The organism is Streptomyces sp. NPDC048462 (genome assembly GCF_043200175.1).
GTDB lineage: Bacteria > Actinomycetota > Actinomycetes > Streptomycetales > Streptomycetaceae > Streptomyces.
The window spans coordinates 1-16,369 of sequence record NZ_JBICXG010000014.1; the positions used below are offsets into that span (position 1 = coordinate 1).

Below are 16,369 nucleotides of genomic sequence, written 5' to 3' on the forward strand. Positions count from 1 at the left end.
AGGGGGGACCCTGTGGGAGAGTAGGACGCCGCCGAACTCCTTTTAATAGTTAAGCCCCGTGCCCTTGTGGCACGGGGCTTTTCTGCGTTCCCGACAGTTTAAGGTCGACACATGCGCTACGAACTGGTCATCTTCGACAACGACGGTGTGCTCGTGGACAGCGAGCCGATCTCCAACACCCTCCTGGCCGCCTACCTCACCGAGCTCGGCCACCCCACCACGTACGAGGAGTCCCTCCGCGACTACATGGGGGCCGCCATGCACCGGGTGCACGACCTCGTCGAGGAGCGCGGCGGGGAGAAGCTGCCCGCGGACTTCGACGACACGTTCCACTCGCGGGTGTTCGCCGCGTTCCGGCAGGAGCTGCGGCCCGTACCCGGCGTCGAGGAGGTGCTGGGGGATCTCGTCGCCGAGGGGGTTCCGTACTGCGTCGCCTCCTCCGGCAGCCACGAGCGGATCCGGGTCGGGCACCGGACGACCGGGCTCGACCAGTGGTTCGAGGAGGAGTGGATCTTCAGCGCCGAGGACGTCGGGCGCGGCAAGCCGGCCCCCGACCTGTTCCTGCACGCCGCCGACCGGATGGGGGTGCCGCCGGAGAGGTGCGTCGTCATCGAGGACAGCCCGCTCGGGGTGGAGGCGGCCAGGGCAGCCGGCATGGACGTGTACGGGTTCACGTCGATGATGCCCGCGGACCGGCTGGCCGGGGTGACCGGGCATTTCTCCGACATGGGCCAGCTGCGGGAATTGCTCGCCTGACGCATCTACCCATGGGTAGAAAGTGGCTCTACGCTCGCGCCCATGACAGATCCACGTTTGCGGCACGGCAGGGCTTCCCTCGCGTTGAGCTTCTTCGTGCAGGGCGTCACCTTCGCTTCTCTCGTGACGCGGATCCCCGCCATTCAGGACCGGTACGGGATATCCGACGGCCTGCTGCCCGTGTTCCTCGCCGCCGTGCCGATCCTGGCCGGTGTGGGCAGCGTGGTCACCGAGAAGGTGGTCGCACGGGTACGGCCGCGCGTGGTGTTGAGGTGGACGCAGCCCGTCGTACTGCTCGCGCTCCTCGGCGTCGGTGCCGGGAGCGAGCTGTGGGCGGCGGCCCTGGCGCTCGGCGTGTTCGGGCTGGCCGTCGGTGCGCTGGACGCGTCCACGAACATGATGGGCGTCAGCCTTCAGCGGGCGTACGGGCGTTCCATCATGCTCGGCTTCCATGCCGCGTACAGCCTGGGCGGGATCGCCGGGGCGTCGATGGCCTGGGCCGGGGCGCACTGGGATCTGTCGCTGCTGGTCTCGTACCTCCCGGTCGTGGTGGTGCTCCTGCCCGTCGCGTTCGTCGGGAGCCGGTGGTACGTCGAGGGGAAGCTGGAGGACGAGGGGCAGGTCGCGGAGAAGGGCAAGGCCGGCTCCGTCTCGTTCAAGCTGCTGATGCCGCTCTGCCTGGTGATGAGCTTCGCGTACATCGGGGACTCGACCGTCTCCAACTGGAGCGCCAAGTACCTGCAGGACGTGCTGGGGAGTTCGGAGCAGCTGTCGACCCTTCCCTACAACGTCTACATGGTGACGACGCTGCTGGGGCGGGCCGTCGGGGACCTCGGGGTGCGGCGGTTCGGGGCGGTCGCCGTGGTGCGGTGCGGGAGTGTGCTGGCCGCGGCCGGGTTCGGTGTGGTGGCTGTCGCCGGCGGGGCCTGGACCGGGATGCTCGGGTTCACCATGCTGGGGTTCGGTCTCTGCGTGATCGTGCCGCAGACCTTCGCGGCCGCGGGGCGGCTGTTCCCCGGTGACAGTGACACCGCGATCGCCCGGCTGAACATCTTCAACTACGTGGGGTTCCTGGTCGGATCACCGCTGGTGGGGGCCATCGGGGACGCCTGGAGCTACCGGGGCGCCATGCTCGTACCGATGGTGCTGGTGCTCGCGATGCTCGTGTACGCCAAATCGTTCGGTACGGAGCCCGCCCGATACGGTGGCGGGCATGAGCGGCCGCGCACAGCTGATGTGGGATGACGCAGTAACGGGATACGACTTCGGGGACAGCCACCCCATGGACCCGGTCAGACTCGCGCTGACGATGGGCCTGGTGCGGGCGTTCGGCCTCGACCGTGCGGTGGACGTGGTGTCGGCCAAGCCCGCCGGGGAGTCCACGCTGCGGCTCGTGCACCGCCCGGACTACCTGGCGGCCGTGCGGGCCGCCTCGGCGGACCCGGTCCACGCCGACCAGAACTACGGACTCGGCACGGTGGACGATCCGGCGTTCGCGGGCATGCACGAGGTGTCGTCGCTGATCGCCGGGCAGTCGGTGGCCGCGGCGGAGGCGGTGTGGCGGGGGCGGACCGGGCACGCGGTGAACTTCACCGGCGGGCTCCACCACGCCATGCCCGCCGCCGCGTCGGGCTTCTGCATCTACAACGACCCGGCGCTCGCCATCGCACGGCTGCTGGAGCTGGGCGCGGAGCGGGTCGCGTACGTCGACGTGGACGTACACCACGGGGACGGCGTGCAGGCGGCGTTCTGGGAGGACCCGCGGGTGCTCACCGTCTCGCTGCACGAGCACCCCCGCACCCTCTTCCCCCAGACCGGCTGGCCGGAGGAGACCGGCGCCGGGCCAGGCGTGGGCGGTGCGGTGAACGTGGCGCTGCCGGCCGGCACGGGGGACGCCGGGTGGCTGCGGGCGTTCCACGCGGTGGTGCCGGAACTGCTCGCGGACTTCAGGCCGCAGGTCCTGGTGACGCAGCACGGGGCCGATACGCACTTCGAGGACCCGCTGGCCCATCTCGCGGTGTCGCTGGACGCCCAGCGGTCGGTGATGGCGGCCTGCCACGACCTCGCCCACGAGTACGCGGACGAGGGGCGCTGGGTGGCGCTCGGCGGCGGCGGTTACGCGGTGGTGGACGTGGTGCCGAGGTCCTGGACCCATCTGGTGGGGATCGCCGCCCACGCGCCCGTGGACCCGGAGTCGGTGATCCCGTCGTCCTGGCGGGACGAGGTCTACGCCAGGACCCGGCAGCTCGGGCCGGCCCGGATGACCGACGGCCGTACCCCGGCGTGGAAGTCGTGGGAGGAGGGGTACGACCCGGCGGACCGGCTGGACCAGGCGGTCCTGGCGAGCCGCCGGGCGGCCTTTCCGCTGCGGGGACTGCTGACCTGACGCCCGGCCGCCGGTGCGGCCGTTACGCCAACTGTGGGGCGTAACCCGGCTTTTGACCCCCGGGCGGTGCGGGTACGGGAGCATCGGCAGGGTGTTGAGCACCGGAGCGCTGCGCGCGCATCTGCTGGCGGCCCGGCTGGCCGGGCCCGTGGCCACCCCGCGGGAGGTGAGTCTGCGAAGCTATCGGCTGTTCGCGGCCAGGGACCCCCGGGTGACGCTCGGGCTCGACCCCGGACGGGGCTGGGGGGAGCTGGACCTGCTCCGTCTCATGGCCGCCAAGTGCGGGGTCTCGGCCGATCCCGCGCACGTATCGGGTCTTGATGTGATCGATCCGGAGCGGACGCTGGCGGGGCTGGACGCCTTCGCGGCCCGGCTGTCGGACGCGGCCCGGCGGCGGGCGCCGGTGCTGTTCGGCACCGGGCATCCGCACCGGCTGCTCGGTTTCTACGCAGCACTGGCAGACGCTTTGTCGTCGGTCGGGTGCACCGTACTCACTCCCGCGCAGGGCCGATGTATCGACATAACGACCCGGTTCGGCGTACGCACGTACAACCTCGACTACGTACGGGGAGTCGCGCTGGTGCGCGAACCCGGCGTGCGGGTGCCCGGTGGTGGTACCGGCGCACACTCCCACTCACCGCTGCCCGTCAGGGTGGTTCTGGAGGCCGTCGCGGAGGGCCGGGGACCGCTGCCGGAACTCGTCGTCGGGGACCACGGCTGGGTCTGCGGGGCAGGTCAGCTGGGCATCGAGGCGATCGGGCTGGCGGATACGGACGATCCGGCGCTGTTCGTCGGTGAGGCCGAGGGGAGGGTCTCGGTCGCCGTACCGGTGGACGACGCGGTGCGGTCCGCCTACTACCTGCCGCTCACGCGCTATGTACTCAATCGGGCGTGTCTGTCACAGTAGGCGGCCGATCGTCTCTCCTCTTCCCCACTCGCATCACCCGCCCCTAATCTGGGGAGTGAGCGCACATCGACGAAGAGTCACCGGAGGGGAAGCCGGTGCGCGTCGCGTGCGGAAGGTACAGGTGGATCATGGCTGCTGACAGCGAGAGGCCTCTCAACGAGGTCAAGTTTCTGACCGTGGCGGAAGTCGCCTCGGTCATGCGAGTGTCGAAGATGACCGTGTACCGCCTGGTGCACAGCGGTCATCTGCCGGCGATCCGGGTGGGCAGGTCCTTCCGGGTGCCGGAGCAAGCGGTTCACGAGTATCTCCGGGAGTCCTTCGTGGGGGTGGGGTCGGCCTGACATTCCCCTCGGATTACGTCCCTCACCCGGTGGCGGGTAGGCTAGGCCGACGTAGGTCGTGTGGGCCCAGACGCCCCGCACCAGTGAAGAAGAAGTGAGCGAGGGTAGTCGTGGGCTCTGTCATTAAGAAGCGGCGCAAGCGGATGGCCAAGAAGAAGCACCGCAAGCTGCTCAAGCGCACGCGCGTTCAGCGTCGCAACAAGAAGTAAGCGAACGCAGTTCGTGAAATCCGCAGCCCTTCCGCCGACAAGGCGGGAGGGCTGCGGTGCTGTGCGGGCGGGGCTCCGCATTCGCCGGGCTTCCGGCACACATTCGGGCCAAGACGCGGGAGAAGGCCGCCGCGCGGGCATCACAGGACAACGTCCACCCGCTACGGTGACCACCGGGGGAGAACCTCTTCGAGGACTCCTCCGACTCACTTCACGGGAGACCGACGGAAGGCGCTGATCTTGGGGAAGGTCGTGCTCGTCACGGGAGCGGCCCGGCAGCTGGGCGGCCGTTTCGTGCGGCGCATCCAGCGTGATCCGGACGTGGACCGGGTGATCGCGGTCGACGCGGTCGCGCCCGGCCATCAGCTGGGGGACGCCGTCTTCGTGAGGGCGGACATCCGCCAGTCCGCCATCGCCAGGGTCCTCGCCGAGCACTCGGTCGACACGGTCGTCCACCTGGACGTCAGCGCGATGGGCCTCGGCGCCCAGGGCCGCACCGCGGTCAAGGAGACCAACGTCATCGGCACCATGCAGTTGCTCGGTGCGTGCCAGAAGGCCCCGGCCGTCCAGCGTCTGGTGGTCAAGTCCAGTACGGGCGTCTACGGTTCCGCGCCGCGCGATCCGGCTGTCTTCCACGAGACCACCCCGCCCAAGTCCCTGCCGAGCGGAGGCTTCGCGAAGGACGCGGTGGAGGTCGAGGGGTACGTACGGGGCTTCGCGCGCCGCAGGCCGGACGTGGCCGTGTGCGTGCTCAGGTTCGCGAACATCCTGGGGCCCGAGGCGGATTCCCCGCTCGCGGACTATCTGTCGCTGCCGGTGCTGCCGACGGTGTTCGGCTACGACCCGAGGCTCCAGTTCGTGCACGAGGACGATGTCATCGACGTACTGGTCATCGCCGCGAGCGAGCCTCGGCGCTCCACGCTGAACAGCGGCACCTTCAACATCGCCGGGGACGGGGTGCTGCTGCTCTCGCAGTGCTCGCGGCGGCTGGGGCGGCCGACGATGCCGGTCCTGCTGCCCGCGGTCACCTGGGTCGGCCAGGCGCTGCGTACCGTCGGGATGACGGACTTCTCGCCGGAGCAGATCCGGCTGCTCACCCATGGCAGGGTGGTCTCCACCGTCCAGATGCGCGAGACCCTGGGCTTCTGGCCCCGGTTCACCACGGTGGAGACGTTCGCGGAGTTCGCCCGCAGCCGGGGACCGGGTCTGCTGCCGCCCGAGACGGTGGGCCGGGCCATCGGCAGACTGGCAGCGATGCCGTTCGCCGGGGGGACCGGCGGGGCCCCGGGCATCACCGGGGCCGGCGACGACACACACCCGACCCCGAGCGGCAGGTAGAGGAGCGCACCGACGATGGCGGATGCCAAGGTCATTCCGTTCGACGACGACCGTTCGCGGTCGGGGGGCTCGCCGCGTGCCGCGCGGCGGCGCGGACCCGGACGCGGCAACGGGTCCGTGAGCGCCCTGCCGGGGCAGCCGGGCGCCGGGCCGCCGTCGGAGAGGCCGGAGGGGCAGGGGGAGCCGGCTGAGGCCGAGGAGGCCGCGGTGGCGGCAGAGGGTGCGGGCCGGGGCGGCTGGGAACGGCGGATCGCGGGCGGACTGGCGTTCCTGCGCCGGCGGGTCACGGGCGACTACGACGTCGACGAGTTCGGCTACGACGAGGAACTCACCGACCAGGTGCTGATGTCGGCGCTGCGGCCCCTGTACGAGAAGTACTTCCGGGTCGAGGTGAAGGGCATCGAGAACATCCCGTCGGACGGCGGGGCGCTCATCGTGTCCAACCACTCCGGGACACTGCCGCTGGACGGGCTGATGCTCCAGGTCGCGGTGCACGACAACCATCCGGCGGGGCGGCATCTGCGGCTGCTCGCGGCGGACCTGGTCTTCATGCTGCCGGTCGTCAACGAGCTGGCCCGCAAGGCCGGGCACACCCTCGCCTGCGCGGAGGACGCGGAGCGGCTGCTGCGGCAGGGCGAGGTCGTCGGGGTGATGCCGGAGGGCTTCAAGGGCATCGGCAAGCCGTTCAGCGAGCGGTACAAGCTCCAGCGCTTCGGGCGTGGCGGATTCGTGTCGACGGCGCTGCGCGCCGGGGTGCCGATCGTGCCGTGCTCGATCGTGGGGGCGGAGGAGATCTACCCCATGATCGGCAACTCCCGGACGCTCGCGCGGCTGCTGGGCACGCCGTACTTCCCGATCACGCCGACGTTTCCGTGGCTGGGGCCGCTGGGGGCGGTGCCGTTGCCGACGAAGTGGACGATCCAGTTCGGTGAGCCGATTCCCACGGACGGGTATCCGCTGGAGGCGGCGGAGGATCCGATGCTGATGTTCAATCTGACGGATCAGGTGCGGGAGCAGATTCAGCACACGCTGTACAAGTTGCTGGTGCAGCGGCGGTCGGTGTTCTTCTGAGTGTGCGTGGGCGCCTGGGCGCGCCCGGGGAGCCGCTCTGTCCTCAATCGCCGGCCGGGCTTGATTGGACGGGCTCGGGTGGTCCGGGGCTGAGGCGTTGTCCTCAATCGCCGGACGGGCTTTGCCTGTGTGCCCGTCCGGCGGGTGGGTCAGGATTCGTTCTTGCTGTCGATCCCCAGGCCTCCGATCAGGCCGGGGATCAGTGGGGGCAGCGTGATGTCCGGCGTGGGCGGCGTGCTCGGGGTGTCGTTCGACGGTTCCGTGGCGTCCGGTGACGGCGGGTCGAAGAGATCGTCCGTGCCGCCTCCGATCAGGCCGTCCGCCGGGGTGCTGCCCGAGTCCGAGGGGCGGGGCGAGGTGCTGCTGCCCTTGCTGCCCTCGTGCGCACCGGCGGCCGAGGAGGACGACGGCGACGGCTTGTGCGACGAGGGTGCCGTACCCGTGCCGTTGCCGGTGCCCGGGTCGGTGGAGCCGGACCGCTGGGATCCGCCGCTCTTCTCCGGGGCGCGGGGGAACAGCGACTGCAGCGGCGCGACTTCCTCGTCTATGGCCGCGAAGACCGAGCTCACCTGGTCACCCAGTTCGGTGAGCTGGACGGGCAGCCGGTCGCGGAGACTGGTCCAGCTCTCGCGGTGCGACCGGGAGAAGGAGTCCAGGGTCTGGATCGGGCCGATGGCGCCGTCCCGCTGGTAGGCGGCGTGGAGCAGCCGGTGGCCCTCGGTGGCGTCGTGCGTCATGCCGTTGAGCGTGCGCCTGACCTCACCGAGCTGTTCGTGGTCCAGATCGCCGGAGCGGCCGCGCTCCATCAGCCTGCGGGCCTCGCTGAGCCGGGTCGATGCCTGGTCCAGGTAGACCTCGCCCCGGCTGGTGTCGCTGCCGGCCAGATTGAGGTGGATGTCTTCCATGCCGCGCTTCAGCCCGTAGAGCGAATCGCCCGGGAGGGCGTCGGAGCTGGCCGCGGCCACTCCGCCGAAGGCTCCCGCGGCCACGCCGACGGTGAGTCCGCCGGCCGCGAGGCCCTTCGTCCAGCGCGATCTGGGGCGCAGTTTGCGGAGTGGGGAGGCCCGGTGGGCCCCCTTGCCCCGTTGTTCGGGCACTGTAGGGGCCGCGGGCGTGCCGCCCGCGGCGAACATGGCCTCCATGGCGGCGACGAGCTGGGCTCGCTGCACCACTTTGACCTCGGGATCCAACGCCGGCTTCGGTAGCTCACCGAGGCCGTTCGCCAAGGCCAACAGCGGTCCGCGGTCGGCCGGTTCGGCCGGTTCCTCGGGCTGTACGGCCGCCGCACCGCGGAGCGACTGCTCCTCCAGGGCCTGGGCGAAGGCGTTCGCCCGCCGGTGTGCCGAGACGTTTGCGATCACTGGCGGCACCTCCTCTCGTCATGACGGTCGACTCCCCTGAGGGTCCGGAAGGTTGCACACCTTGAGCGCATCCACACGATTGAGTGAGTGTCTGCGGACAAGGGGTGACGACAGGGGGCCTGCAACCGGCACAACGAGTGGCGCGGCACTTGGGTTACGCACGAAGGATGATCGGACCAGTGCGTGATGAACGTATCGCCGAGAGTGATTCGGCTCGGGTGGGATCAGCGGGCATCGTCCGGAAGGAGCCGGGCGAGAGTGCGGACGGCGCGGTACTGCAGGGTCTTGATCGCGCCCTCGTTCTTGCCCATCACCCGGGCGGTCTCGGCGACCGAGAGCCCTTGCAGGAAGCGCAGGGTCACGCACTCCTGCTGCTGGGGGTTGAGTCGGCGCACGGCTTGCAGCAGTGCGGCATTGGAGAGGGACTCCAGGACGGAGTCCTCGGGGCTGCGCTCGACCTCGTTGGCGTCGAGCATTTCGCCGGTGGTCACTTCCAGCCGGAACCGACTGGATTTGAAGTGGTCGGCGACCAGGTTTCGAGCGATTGTGACCAGCCAGGCGCCGAAGTCTCGGCCCTGCCAGGTGAACGTGGAGATACGCCGCAGGGCGCGCAGGAAGGTCTCACTGGTGAGGTCCTCCGCCGTCGCCTTGCCGCCCACGCGGTAGTAGATGTAGCGGTACACGGTGTCGCTGTACTGGTCATAGAGGCGGCCGAAGGCGTCAGCCTCACCGGCCTGTGCGCGCTCGACGAGATCCATCATGCGCGCGCTGTCGCTGTCAGCTGTCGGCCGACGAACGGTGGACGTGGTCGTTGCGCCGCGGTTGCTGCGTCTTCCGACCGCCGCACCGCGTTCGGCCAGGGCGTAGCAAGGGCCGGCAGGTGCAGGGGTGGCAAAGGCGGGTACGGCGTACGCGGTGGGGACGAAGCCGCGCAAGCGGTCGCCGACCGTTGCGCGCAGCGTAGCCAGGCCCGAGGCGTCAACCCCGACGTGTGGGTACACGGGACTCCCAGAGGCAGAGCTTCCATCACGTGCAGTGCGAAACCGTCACTCGTCGTAGTGAGTGGCGGGTTCCGGAATGCGTCTGAGGAGAATAACGCTTCGTACAGGCAGTGCTACACCCAGTTGCTCAAATCACCGGTTACGTCGCTTCCGTAGCGACTATTCGACACATCAAGTAGCACATCGTGACCGGTTATTGATCGAATTATTTCGAGATCTGCCAGGAGCCGCGACAGGTTGTGGTCGCGCCGGAGCGCCCGGCCGACAGGGGTGATCCCGGGCCGCGGGGCGCCTCCGGTCGGTGCCTCCGGCCGGCGGTGGCGGCCGGGGTCAGCGGCGGCGGCGGTGCAGGGCGACGGCGGCGGCGGTGCCGCCCGCGAGGGCGCCCACTCCGGCCGCGGCCGGGATGCCGACCTTGGCCGCCTTGCGGCCCGTCCGGTAGTCGCGCAGCCGCCAGTCGCGGGCCCGCGCGTACTTGCGGAGCTTGGTGTCGGGGTTGATCGCGTACGGGTGTCCGACCAGGGACAGCATCGGGATGTCGTTGTGCGAATCGCTGTACGCGGCGCACCGCGCCAGGTCCAGGCCCTCCGCCGCGGCCAGGGCGCGTACCGCCTCGGCCTTCGCGGGGCCGTGCAGCGGTTCGCCCACCAGGCGCCCGGTGTAGACGCCGTCCACGGATTCCGCGACGGTGCCGAGCGCGCCGGTCAGGCCCAGGCGGCGGGCGATGATCGTGGCGGTCTCCACCGGCGCCGCGGTGACCAGCCAGACCTTCTGGCCGGCGTCGAGGTGGGCCTGGGCCAGCGCGCGGGTGCCGGGCCAGATGCGGTCGGCCATGTACTCGTCGTAGATCTCCTCGCCGATGGACATCAGCTCGGAGACGCGGTGGCCCTTCACGATGGACAGGGCGCTGTCGCGCGCGTCCTGCATGTGCTCGGGGTCTTCGACGCCGGCCAGCCTGAACCAGGCCTGCTGCCAGGCGAACCGGGTCAGTTCGCGGCGCTCGAAGAACTTCCGCTTGTACAGGCCCCGGCCGAAATGGAAGATCGCGGCGCCCTGCATCACGGTGTTGTCGAGGTCGAAGAAGGCGGCTGCCCGGTCGTCGCCGACGACGGGGAACTCGGGTTCCTCGGCCTGCGCGCCGGGCGTGGCGCCGGCTTCGCTGTCAGCGGGGCGATCGGCGTCGAGCGACGACTTCCGCGCGGCCTCCGCCGCTGCCTCGCCTGCCAGCACGCTCCGTGCTGTCGCGGAGCGCCTACGGGGTGTGAGCCATCCAAGAGCGGCCATGTCGTGAGCATAGCCAGTCGGTTCGGCCCTTCCCGACCTGCCGGGATGCGGCGGCGTGAACTCTTTGGGGCCGAACCGTTAAACGGGTGATTCCGGGCGCCGGCGGAGCGGGGCCGGGCGGCTTCGCGCGCGGAGCAGAATGAAGGGCATGAGCCCCTTGCTGCGCCGTACCAAGAAGAAGCCCGCCGACCGGGTGGTGACCCTTGTCGGAAAACCCGGGTGTCACCTCTGTGACGATGCCAGGCTGGTGGTGCGGAAGGTCTGTGAGGAGACCGGCGCGTCCTGGGAGGAGAAGGACATCACCGTGGACGATGAGCTGTACCGGGAGTACTGGGAGCAGATCCCCGTGGTGCTCATTGATAACGAACAGCACACGTTCTGGCGGGTGGACCCGGCGAGACTGCGCAGTGCGCTGCTTTCCTGAGTGAAACCCGGTTACCATCATGGGCGTTTTGAGTGGCCCCGGGGGTGTAGTCGTGAGGAGTGTGTACCACCTTGCCCCCTTCGGGCCTGCAACGGGCTGATGCGATCTGTGGTTCCTGGATCGCGCGACGGATGTGCGTGACCCCGGTCACTTTGACCGGACAAATCGGACACTATCTTTGTGCACGCGTTCACAAAGACATAGCCTGCATTCGACGGGGCGGCCATGGAACATGCGGCCGCCTGCAGCCCCGCTCATCCCGCAGGAGCACCGTGGCAACTGGCCGAAACCACCGACCGGCGACCCGTAGCCGAGGAATTCCCGAGGCCACCGTCGCCCGACTTCCGCTGTATCTCCGTGCGCTGACCGCGCTCTCCGAGCGCTCGGTCCCCACGGTCTCCTCCGAGGAGCTCGCCGCGGCGGCGGGGGTCAACTCCGCCAAGCTGCGTAAGGACTTCAGTTATCTGGGGTCGTACGGGACGCGCGGCGTCGGCTACGACGTCGAGTATCTCGTCTACCAGATCTCCCGCGAACTCGGCCTCACCCAGGACTGGCCGGTCGCCATCGTCGGCATCGGTAACCTCGGCGCCGCGCTCGCCAACTACGGCGGTTTCGCCTCCCGCGGCTTCCGGGTCGCCGCGCTGATCGACGCCGATCCGGCGATGGCGGGAACGCCCGTCGCCGGCATCCCCGTCCAGCACGCCGACGACCTGGACCGGATCATCAGCGAGAACGGCGTGTCGATCGGTGTGATCACCACCCCGCCCGGCGCGGCGCAGCAGGTCTGCGACCGCCTCGTGGCCGCCGGTGTCACCTCCATCCTGAACTTCGCCCCGACCGTGCTCTCGGTGCCCGACGGTGTCGACGTGCGCAAGGTCGACCTCTCCATCGAGCTGCAGATCCTCGCCTTCCACGAGCAGCGCAAGGCCGGTGAGGACGCCGCCGCGGACGACGGCCCCGACCCGGCCGCACCGCCGGTGCGCGCCGCGACCACCAGCCGGAAGGGACCCGACGGGGACATGCCCGCCGTGATGCCGGCATGAGTCTCCTCGTCGTAGGGCTGAGCCACCGCAGCGCACCCGTCTCCGTGCTGGAGCGCGCCTCGCTGGCCGCCGACGCCCAGGTCAAGCTGCTGCACGACACCCTCGCCGCGGAGCCCGCGGTCGAGGCCGCCGTGCTGGCCACCTGCAACCGCATCGAGCTGTACGCCGACGTGGACAAGTTCCACGCGGGCGTCGCCGAGCTGTCCACCCTGCTCTCCCTGCACAGTGGCGTCGGTCTGGACGAGCTCACTCCGTATCTCTATGTGCACTACGAGGACCGGGCCGTCCACCACCTCTTCTCGGTGGCCTGCGGGCTGGACTCGATGGTGGTGGGCGAGGGCCAGATCCTCGGCCAGATCAAGGACGCGCTGGCGCTGGGGCAGGAGCTGCACACCGCGGGCCGGCTGCTGAACGACCTCTTCCAGCAGGCCCTGCGGGTCGGCAAGCGCGCCCACAGCGAGACCGGGATCGACCGGGCCGGGCAGTCGCTCGTCACCTTCGGTCTCGAGCAGCTGGCCGAGGGCCGCGACCCCGGCGTCTGGGCGAAGGGCAAGCGCGCCCTGGTGATCGGCGCCGGCTCGATGTCCTCGCTGGCCGCCGCGACCCTGGCCCGTACCGGTGTGGCGGAGATCGTCGTCGCCAACCGCACCCGGGCCCGCGCCGACCGGCTGGTGGAGATCCTCGGCCAGACCGGTGCTGGCTCGGTGGCCGCGCACGCCGTGGAGATGGCCGACGTCTCCGGCGAACTGACACGTGCCGATGTCGTCGTCTCCTGCACCGGTGCGACCGGTCTGGTGCTGAGCGCCCAGGACGTCGCCGGTGCGCTCGGGCTGGACTTCGCCCCTCGGGACGCGCCCGCCGCGCCCGTCGCCGCGCCGCCCGTCGAGCTCGACCTGCACGCCGCGTGGGTGGAGAACGGCTCCGTCGCCGCGCAGGCGCAGGCCGTCCGCCGGGTCACCGTGCCCGCCCAGTCCACCGGGCCGGTCCGGCTCGCGCTGCTGGACCTCGCGATGCCCCGCGACATCGACGGGGACGCCGCAGGCCTCGACGGTGTGCGCCTCGTCGACATCGAGTCGCTCGCCGAGGCGTCCGCGGACGCCCCGATGGCCGCCGATGTGGACCAGGTGCACACCATCGTCGCGGACGAGGTCGCCGCCTTCGGTGCCGCCCAGCGCGCCGCCCACATCACTCCCACCGTCGTCGCCCTGCGCACGATGGCCGCCGGAGTGGTCGCGGGCGAGATCGCACGGCTGGACGGCCGCCTCCCCGACCTGGACGAAAAGCAGCGCGCCGAGATCTCGCAGACCGTGCGCCGCGTCGTCGACAAGCTCCTGCACGCGCCCACCGTGCGGGTCAAGCAGCTCGCCAGCGAGCCCGGCGGCGCCGGGTACGCCGACGCACTGCGGGAACTCTTCGACCTCGACCCGCTGACGGTCGCCGCCGTCTCCCGGGCAGACCTGAACGACCCGAATCGAGGGCGGTCATGACCGACTACTCACCCCTGGGCGCGGGGGCCACCGAGCCGCTGCGGCTGGGGACCCGGCGCAGCAAGCTGGCCATGGCCCAGTCCGGCCTGGTCGCGGAGGCTGTCAGCGAGGTGACCGGGCGGGCCGTCGAGCTCGTCGAGATCACCACGTACGGGGACACCTCCAAGGAGCAGCTTTCGCAGATCGGCGGGACCGGCGTGTTCGTCGCCGCGCTGCGCGAGGCGCTGCTCCGCGGGGACGTGGACTTCGCCGTCCACTCGCTGAAGGACCTGCCGACCGCGCAGCCCGAGGGGCTGGTGCTGGCCGCGGTGCCGGTGCGCGAGGACCCGCGTGACGTGCTGGTGGCGCGGGACGGGCTGACCTTCGGGCAGCTGCCGCCCGGCTCCCGGATCGGCACCGGCTCGCCGCGCCGCATGGCGCAGCTCAACGCGTACGCCCGCAGTCACGGCCTCGGTATCGAGACCGTGCCGATCCGCGGCAACGTCGATACGCGTATCGGATTTGTACGAAGCGGTGAACTGGACGCGGTGGTACTCGCCGCGGCCGGACTCAGCCGTCTCGGCCGGAGCGGTGAGGTGACCGATTTCCTGTCGGTCGACACCGTTCTGCCCGCTCCCGGCCAGGGAGCACTGGCGATCGAATGTGCTGCCGGCAGCACTGACCTCGCCGCAGCGCTCGCGGAGCTCGACGACCCGTACACCCGGGCCGCCGTGACCGCCGAGCGTGCCCTGCTCGCCGCCCTGGAGGCCGGCTGCTCCGCACCTGTGGGTGCGCTGGCCGACCTCCTGGCCGACGGTCAGGCTGTCAACGAACTGCGCCTGCGCGGGGTCGTCGGGTCCACCGACGGTTCCTCGCTGGTACAGCTGTCCACCACCGGTCCCGTCCCCACGTCGCACGACGACGCGGCGGCCCTCGGTCGCGAACTCGCGGCCGAGATGCTCGCCAAGGGTGCGGCCGGTCTTATGGGGGAGCGAGCACTTTGAGCCCCAACGGCCCCGCCGCATCCGATTTTCCTGTCCTGTCCGCAGGGCACGTCACCTTCCTCGGCGCCGGTCCCGGCGACCCGGGACTGCTGACTCTGCGCGCCGTCGAGGCGCTGGCGAGCGCGGACGTTCTTGTCGCCGAGCCGGACGTTCTCGGCGTCGTCCGCTGTCATGCGCGGGCAGGCGTAAGCACGCCTGAGCTGACGGTTGTTGACGCGCAGTCAACAGCCGTCGGTGTTCCCGTTCTCAGGGATGCGGCCAATCTTGTCATGGAGGCCGCGAAGGGCGGCAGGCGGGTCGTCCGTGCCGTCGCCGGTGACCCCGGCCTGGACGGTTACGCGGGCGGCGAGATGCTGGCCTGCGCAGCCGCCGGGATTCCCTTCGAGGTCGTACCGGGTGTCGCCAACGTCGTGGGGGTGCCCGCGTACGCCGGGGTGCCGCTGCGTGACGCGCAGGGTGCGGACGTCCGGTTCGTCGATGCCCGTACCGCTTCGGACCGTTGCTGGGGCGAGGTCGGCGCGAGCGACGCGACGTGTGTCATCTCGACGACGCTCGACGCGGTGGCCGCGGCCGCCGGTGAGCTGGTGTCGGCGGGCCGTAAGCCCGACACCCCGCTGACGGTGACGGTCGGCGGTACGACGACCAGGCAGCGCACCTGGACGGCGACGCTGGGCACCATCGCCCAGCTGTTCAAGCAGGCCAAGGTCCTTCCCTCGCCGGAGGGGCACCGGCCCGTCATAGCCGTGGTCGGGGAGCGCAGCTCCGCCGCCCAGCGCGACCAGCTCGCGTGGTTCGAGTCCAAGCCGATGTTCGGCTGGAAGGTGCTCGTGCCGCGTACGAAGGAGCAGGCGGCGTCGCTCTCCGACCAGTTGCGTTCGTACGGCGCGGTGCCGCACGAGGTCCCGACGATCGCCGTCGAGCCGCCGCGTACGCCCCAGCAGATGGAGCGTGCGGTCAAGGGCCTGGTCACCGGCCGCTACGAGTGGATCGCGTTCACCAGTGTCAACGCGGTGAAGGCGGTCCGGGAGAAGTTCGAGGAGTACGGGCTCGACGCCCGTGCCTTCGCCGGGATCAAGGTCGCGGCCGTCGGCGAGCAGACCGCCGCCGCGCTCGTCGACTTCGGCGTGAAGCCGGACCTGGTGCCCTCGGGCGAGCAGTCCGCCGCCGGGCTGCTGGAGGACTGGCCGCCCTACGACCCGGTCTTCGACCCGATCGACCGGGTCTTCCTGCCGCGCGCCGACATCGCCACCGAGACGCTGGTGGCCGGTCTCATCGAGCTCGGCTGGGAGGTCGACGACGTCACCGCGTACCGCACGGTCCGCGCCTCGCCGCCGCCCGCCGACACCCGTGAGGCCATCAAGGGCGGCGGTTTCGACGCGGTGCTCTTCACCTCGTCCTCGACGGTGCGCAACCTGGTCGGCATCGCGGGCAAGCCGCACAACGTGACCGTCATCGCGTGCATCGGCCCGGCCACGGCGAAGACCGCCGAGGAGCACGGGCTGCGCGTGGACGTCCTGTCCCCGGAGCCGTCCGTGCACAAGCTCGCCGAGGCGCTCGCCGCCTTCGGCGCGCAGCGCAGGGACGCGGCGAAGGAGGCCGGCGACCCGGTGACCCGGCCGAGCGAGCGCCGTCCCGGTGCGCGCAGGCGTCGTACGACGACCTGAGCGGACGCGAGGCAGTCCAGGGGTCCGGTCCGCTCAGGCGGGCCGGGCCCCTGGTTTTTCCCGGGTTTCCCGGCAGAGGTGTCGGTAAGAGCGTGATGTGTGCGGGTCTAGTCT

General features: G+C 70.7%; 16 protein-coding genes. 13 read left to right on the forward strand and 3 right to left on the reverse strand.

Going from position 1 to position 16,369, the window contains the following annotated elements:
* Positions 1 to 111: 111 nt before the first annotated feature.
* From ACGFU6_RS22925 to ACGFU6_RS22960, 8 genes are all read left to right on the forward strand, one after another.
* Positions 112 to 756 (forward strand): HAD family hydrolase, encoded by a 645-nt coding sequence (locus tag ACGFU6_RS22925; RefSeq protein WP_393613387.1) that lies wholly within the window; start codon positions 112 to 114, stop codon positions 754 to 756.
* A 42-nt stretch (positions 757 to 798) separates the two neighbouring features.
* Positions 799 to 2,001, forward strand: a complete 1,203-nt coding sequence (locus tag ACGFU6_RS22930; RefSeq protein ID WP_393613389.1) for an MFS transporter — start codon at positions 799 to 801, stop codon at positions 1,999 to 2,001.
* Positions 1,970 to 3,142, forward strand: a complete 1,173-nt coding sequence (locus tag ACGFU6_RS22935; protein ID WP_393613391.1) for an acetoin utilization protein AcuC — start codon at positions 1,970 to 1,972, stop codon at positions 3,140 to 3,142. Before ACGFU6_RS22930 ends, ACGFU6_RS22935 begins: the two co-directional genes overlap by 32 nt.
* A gap of 91 nt (positions 3,143 to 3,233) precedes the next feature.
* Positions 3,234 to 4,049: a phosphatase gene (locus ACGFU6_RS22940; protein ID WP_393613392.1), complete on the forward strand. Its 816-nt coding sequence runs from the start codon at positions 3,234 to 3,236 to the stop codon at positions 4,047 to 4,049.
* A gap of 128 nt (positions 4,050 to 4,177) precedes the next feature.
* Positions 4,178 to 4,390, forward strand: coding sequence for a helix-turn-helix domain-containing protein (locus tag ACGFU6_RS22945; protein WP_158072253.1), 213 nt, complete (start codon positions 4,178 to 4,180; stop codon positions 4,388 to 4,390).
* 110 nt (positions 4,391 to 4,500) lie between these two features.
* Positions 4,501 to 4,599: a 30S ribosomal protein bS22 gene (locus ACGFU6_RS22950; RefSeq protein ID WP_003948845.1), complete on the forward strand. Its 99-nt coding sequence runs from the start codon at positions 4,501 to 4,503 to the stop codon at positions 4,597 to 4,599.
* A 240-nt stretch (positions 4,600 to 4,839) separates the two neighbouring features.
* Complete coding sequence (locus tag ACGFU6_RS22955) at positions 4,840 to 5,937, forward strand: NAD-dependent epimerase/dehydratase family protein (protein ID WP_393613394.1); 1,098 nt, start codon at positions 4,840 to 4,842, stop codon at positions 5,935 to 5,937.
* Positions 5,938 to 5,952: 15 nt separating this feature from the next.
* A complete protein-coding gene (locus ACGFU6_RS22960) occupies positions 5,953 to 7,008 on the forward strand; it encodes a lysophospholipid acyltransferase family protein (RefSeq protein WP_393613396.1) in 1,056 nt (351 codons plus the stop codon).
* Positions 7,009 to 7,157: 149 nt separating this feature from the next.
* Here ACGFU6_RS22960 and ACGFU6_RS22965 read toward each other — a convergent pair whose 3' ends face one another.
* The 3 genes from ACGFU6_RS22965 to ACGFU6_RS22975 form a co-directional block, all read right to left on the reverse strand.
* The gene (locus ACGFU6_RS22965; protein WP_393613398.1) at positions 7,158 to 8,369 is read right to left on the reverse strand and encodes a DUF5667 domain-containing protein; all 1,212 of its coding nucleotides are present in this window, start codon (positions 8,367 to 8,369) and stop codon (positions 7,158 to 7,160) included.
* A gap of 224 nt (positions 8,370 to 8,593) precedes the next feature.
* Entirely contained in the window at positions 8,594 to 9,370 is a 777-nt protein-coding gene (locus tag ACGFU6_RS22970) for an ECF subfamily RNA polymerase sigma factor, BldN family (protein ID WP_024490754.1), read from the reverse strand.
* 330 nt (positions 9,371 to 9,700) lie between these two features.
* Positions 9,701 to 10,654, reverse strand: a complete 954-nt coding sequence (locus tag ACGFU6_RS22975) for an HAD family hydrolase (protein ID WP_393613400.1) — start codon at positions 10,652 to 10,654, stop codon at positions 9,701 to 9,703.
* A 148-nt stretch (positions 10,655 to 10,802) separates the two neighbouring features.
* On the opposite strand from ACGFU6_RS22975, the gene ACGFU6_RS22980 reads away from it, so the two are divergent.
* The 5 genes from ACGFU6_RS22980 (at position 10,803) to ACGFU6_RS23000 (ending at position 16,255) form a co-directional block, all read left to right on the forward strand.
* Positions 10,803 to 11,078, forward strand: coding sequence for a glutaredoxin family protein (locus ACGFU6_RS22980; protein WP_393613401.1), 276 nt, complete (start codon positions 10,803 to 10,805; stop codon positions 11,076 to 11,078).
* A gap of 272 nt (positions 11,079 to 11,350) precedes the next feature.
* Positions 11,351 to 12,121 carry a redox-sensing transcriptional repressor Rex gene (locus tag ACGFU6_RS22985; protein ID WP_123525295.1) on the forward strand — a complete coding sequence of 257 codons (771 nt, stop codon included), beginning with the start codon at positions 11,351 to 11,353 and terminating at the stop codon, positions 12,119 to 12,121.
* Positions 12,118 to 13,608 carry a glutamyl-tRNA reductase gene (locus tag ACGFU6_RS22990; protein WP_393613402.1) on the forward strand — a complete coding sequence of 497 codons (1,491 nt, stop codon included), beginning with the start codon at positions 12,118 to 12,120 and terminating at the stop codon, positions 13,606 to 13,608. The genes ACGFU6_RS22985 and ACGFU6_RS22990 overlap by 4 nt, the downstream gene beginning before the upstream one ends.
* On the forward strand, positions 13,605 to 14,591 hold the full coding sequence (gene hemC, locus ACGFU6_RS22995; protein ID WP_393613404.1) for a hydroxymethylbilane synthase: 987 nt from the start codon (positions 13,605 to 13,607) through the stop codon (positions 14,589 to 14,591). Before ACGFU6_RS22990 ends, hemC begins: the two co-directional genes overlap by 4 nt.
* Positions 14,588 to 16,255: a uroporphyrinogen-III synthase gene (locus ACGFU6_RS23000; protein WP_393613405.1), complete on the forward strand. Its 1,668-nt coding sequence runs from the start codon at positions 14,588 to 14,590 to the stop codon at positions 16,253 to 16,255. Before hemC ends, ACGFU6_RS23000 begins: the two co-directional genes overlap by 4 nt.
* Positions 16,256 to 16,369 lie beyond the last annotated feature (114 nt).

Excerpts from the sequence above, each read along its gene's own strand:
- ACGFU6_RS22925 (WP_393613387.1), top strand. The coding sequence starts at position 112 with ATGCGCTACGAACTGGTCATCTTCGACAACGACGGTGTGCTCGTGGAC.
- ACGFU6_RS22930 (WP_393613389.1), top strand. The coding sequence starts at position 799 with ATGACAGATCCACGTTTGCGGCACGGCAGGGCTTCCCTCGCGTTGAGC.
- ACGFU6_RS22935 (WP_393613391.1), top strand. The coding sequence starts at position 1,970 with ATGAGCGGCCGCGCACAGCTGATGTGGGATGACGCAGTAACGGGATAC.
- ACGFU6_RS22945 (WP_158072253.1), top strand. The coding sequence starts at position 4,178 with ATGGCTGCTGACAGCGAGAGGCCTCTCAACGAGGTCAAGTTTCTGACC.
- ACGFU6_RS22960 (WP_393613396.1), top strand. The coding sequence starts at position 5,953 with ATGGCGGATGCCAAGGTCATTCCGTTCGACGACGACCGTTCGCGGTCG.
- ACGFU6_RS22975 (WP_393613400.1), bottom strand. The coding sequence starts at position 10,654 with ATGGCCGCTCTTGGATGGCTCACACCCCGTAGGCGCTCCGCGACAGCA.
- ACGFU6_RS22980 (WP_393613401.1), top strand. The coding sequence starts at position 10,803 with ATGAGCCCCTTGCTGCGCCGTACCAAGAAGAAGCCCGCCGACCGGGTG.
- ACGFU6_RS22990 (WP_393613402.1), top strand. The coding sequence starts at position 12,118 with ATGAGTCTCCTCGTCGTAGGGCTGAGCCACCGCAGCGCACCCGTCTCC.
- hemC (WP_393613404.1), top strand. The coding sequence starts at position 13,605 with ATGACCGACTACTCACCCCTGGGCGCGGGGGCCACCGAGCCGCTGCGG.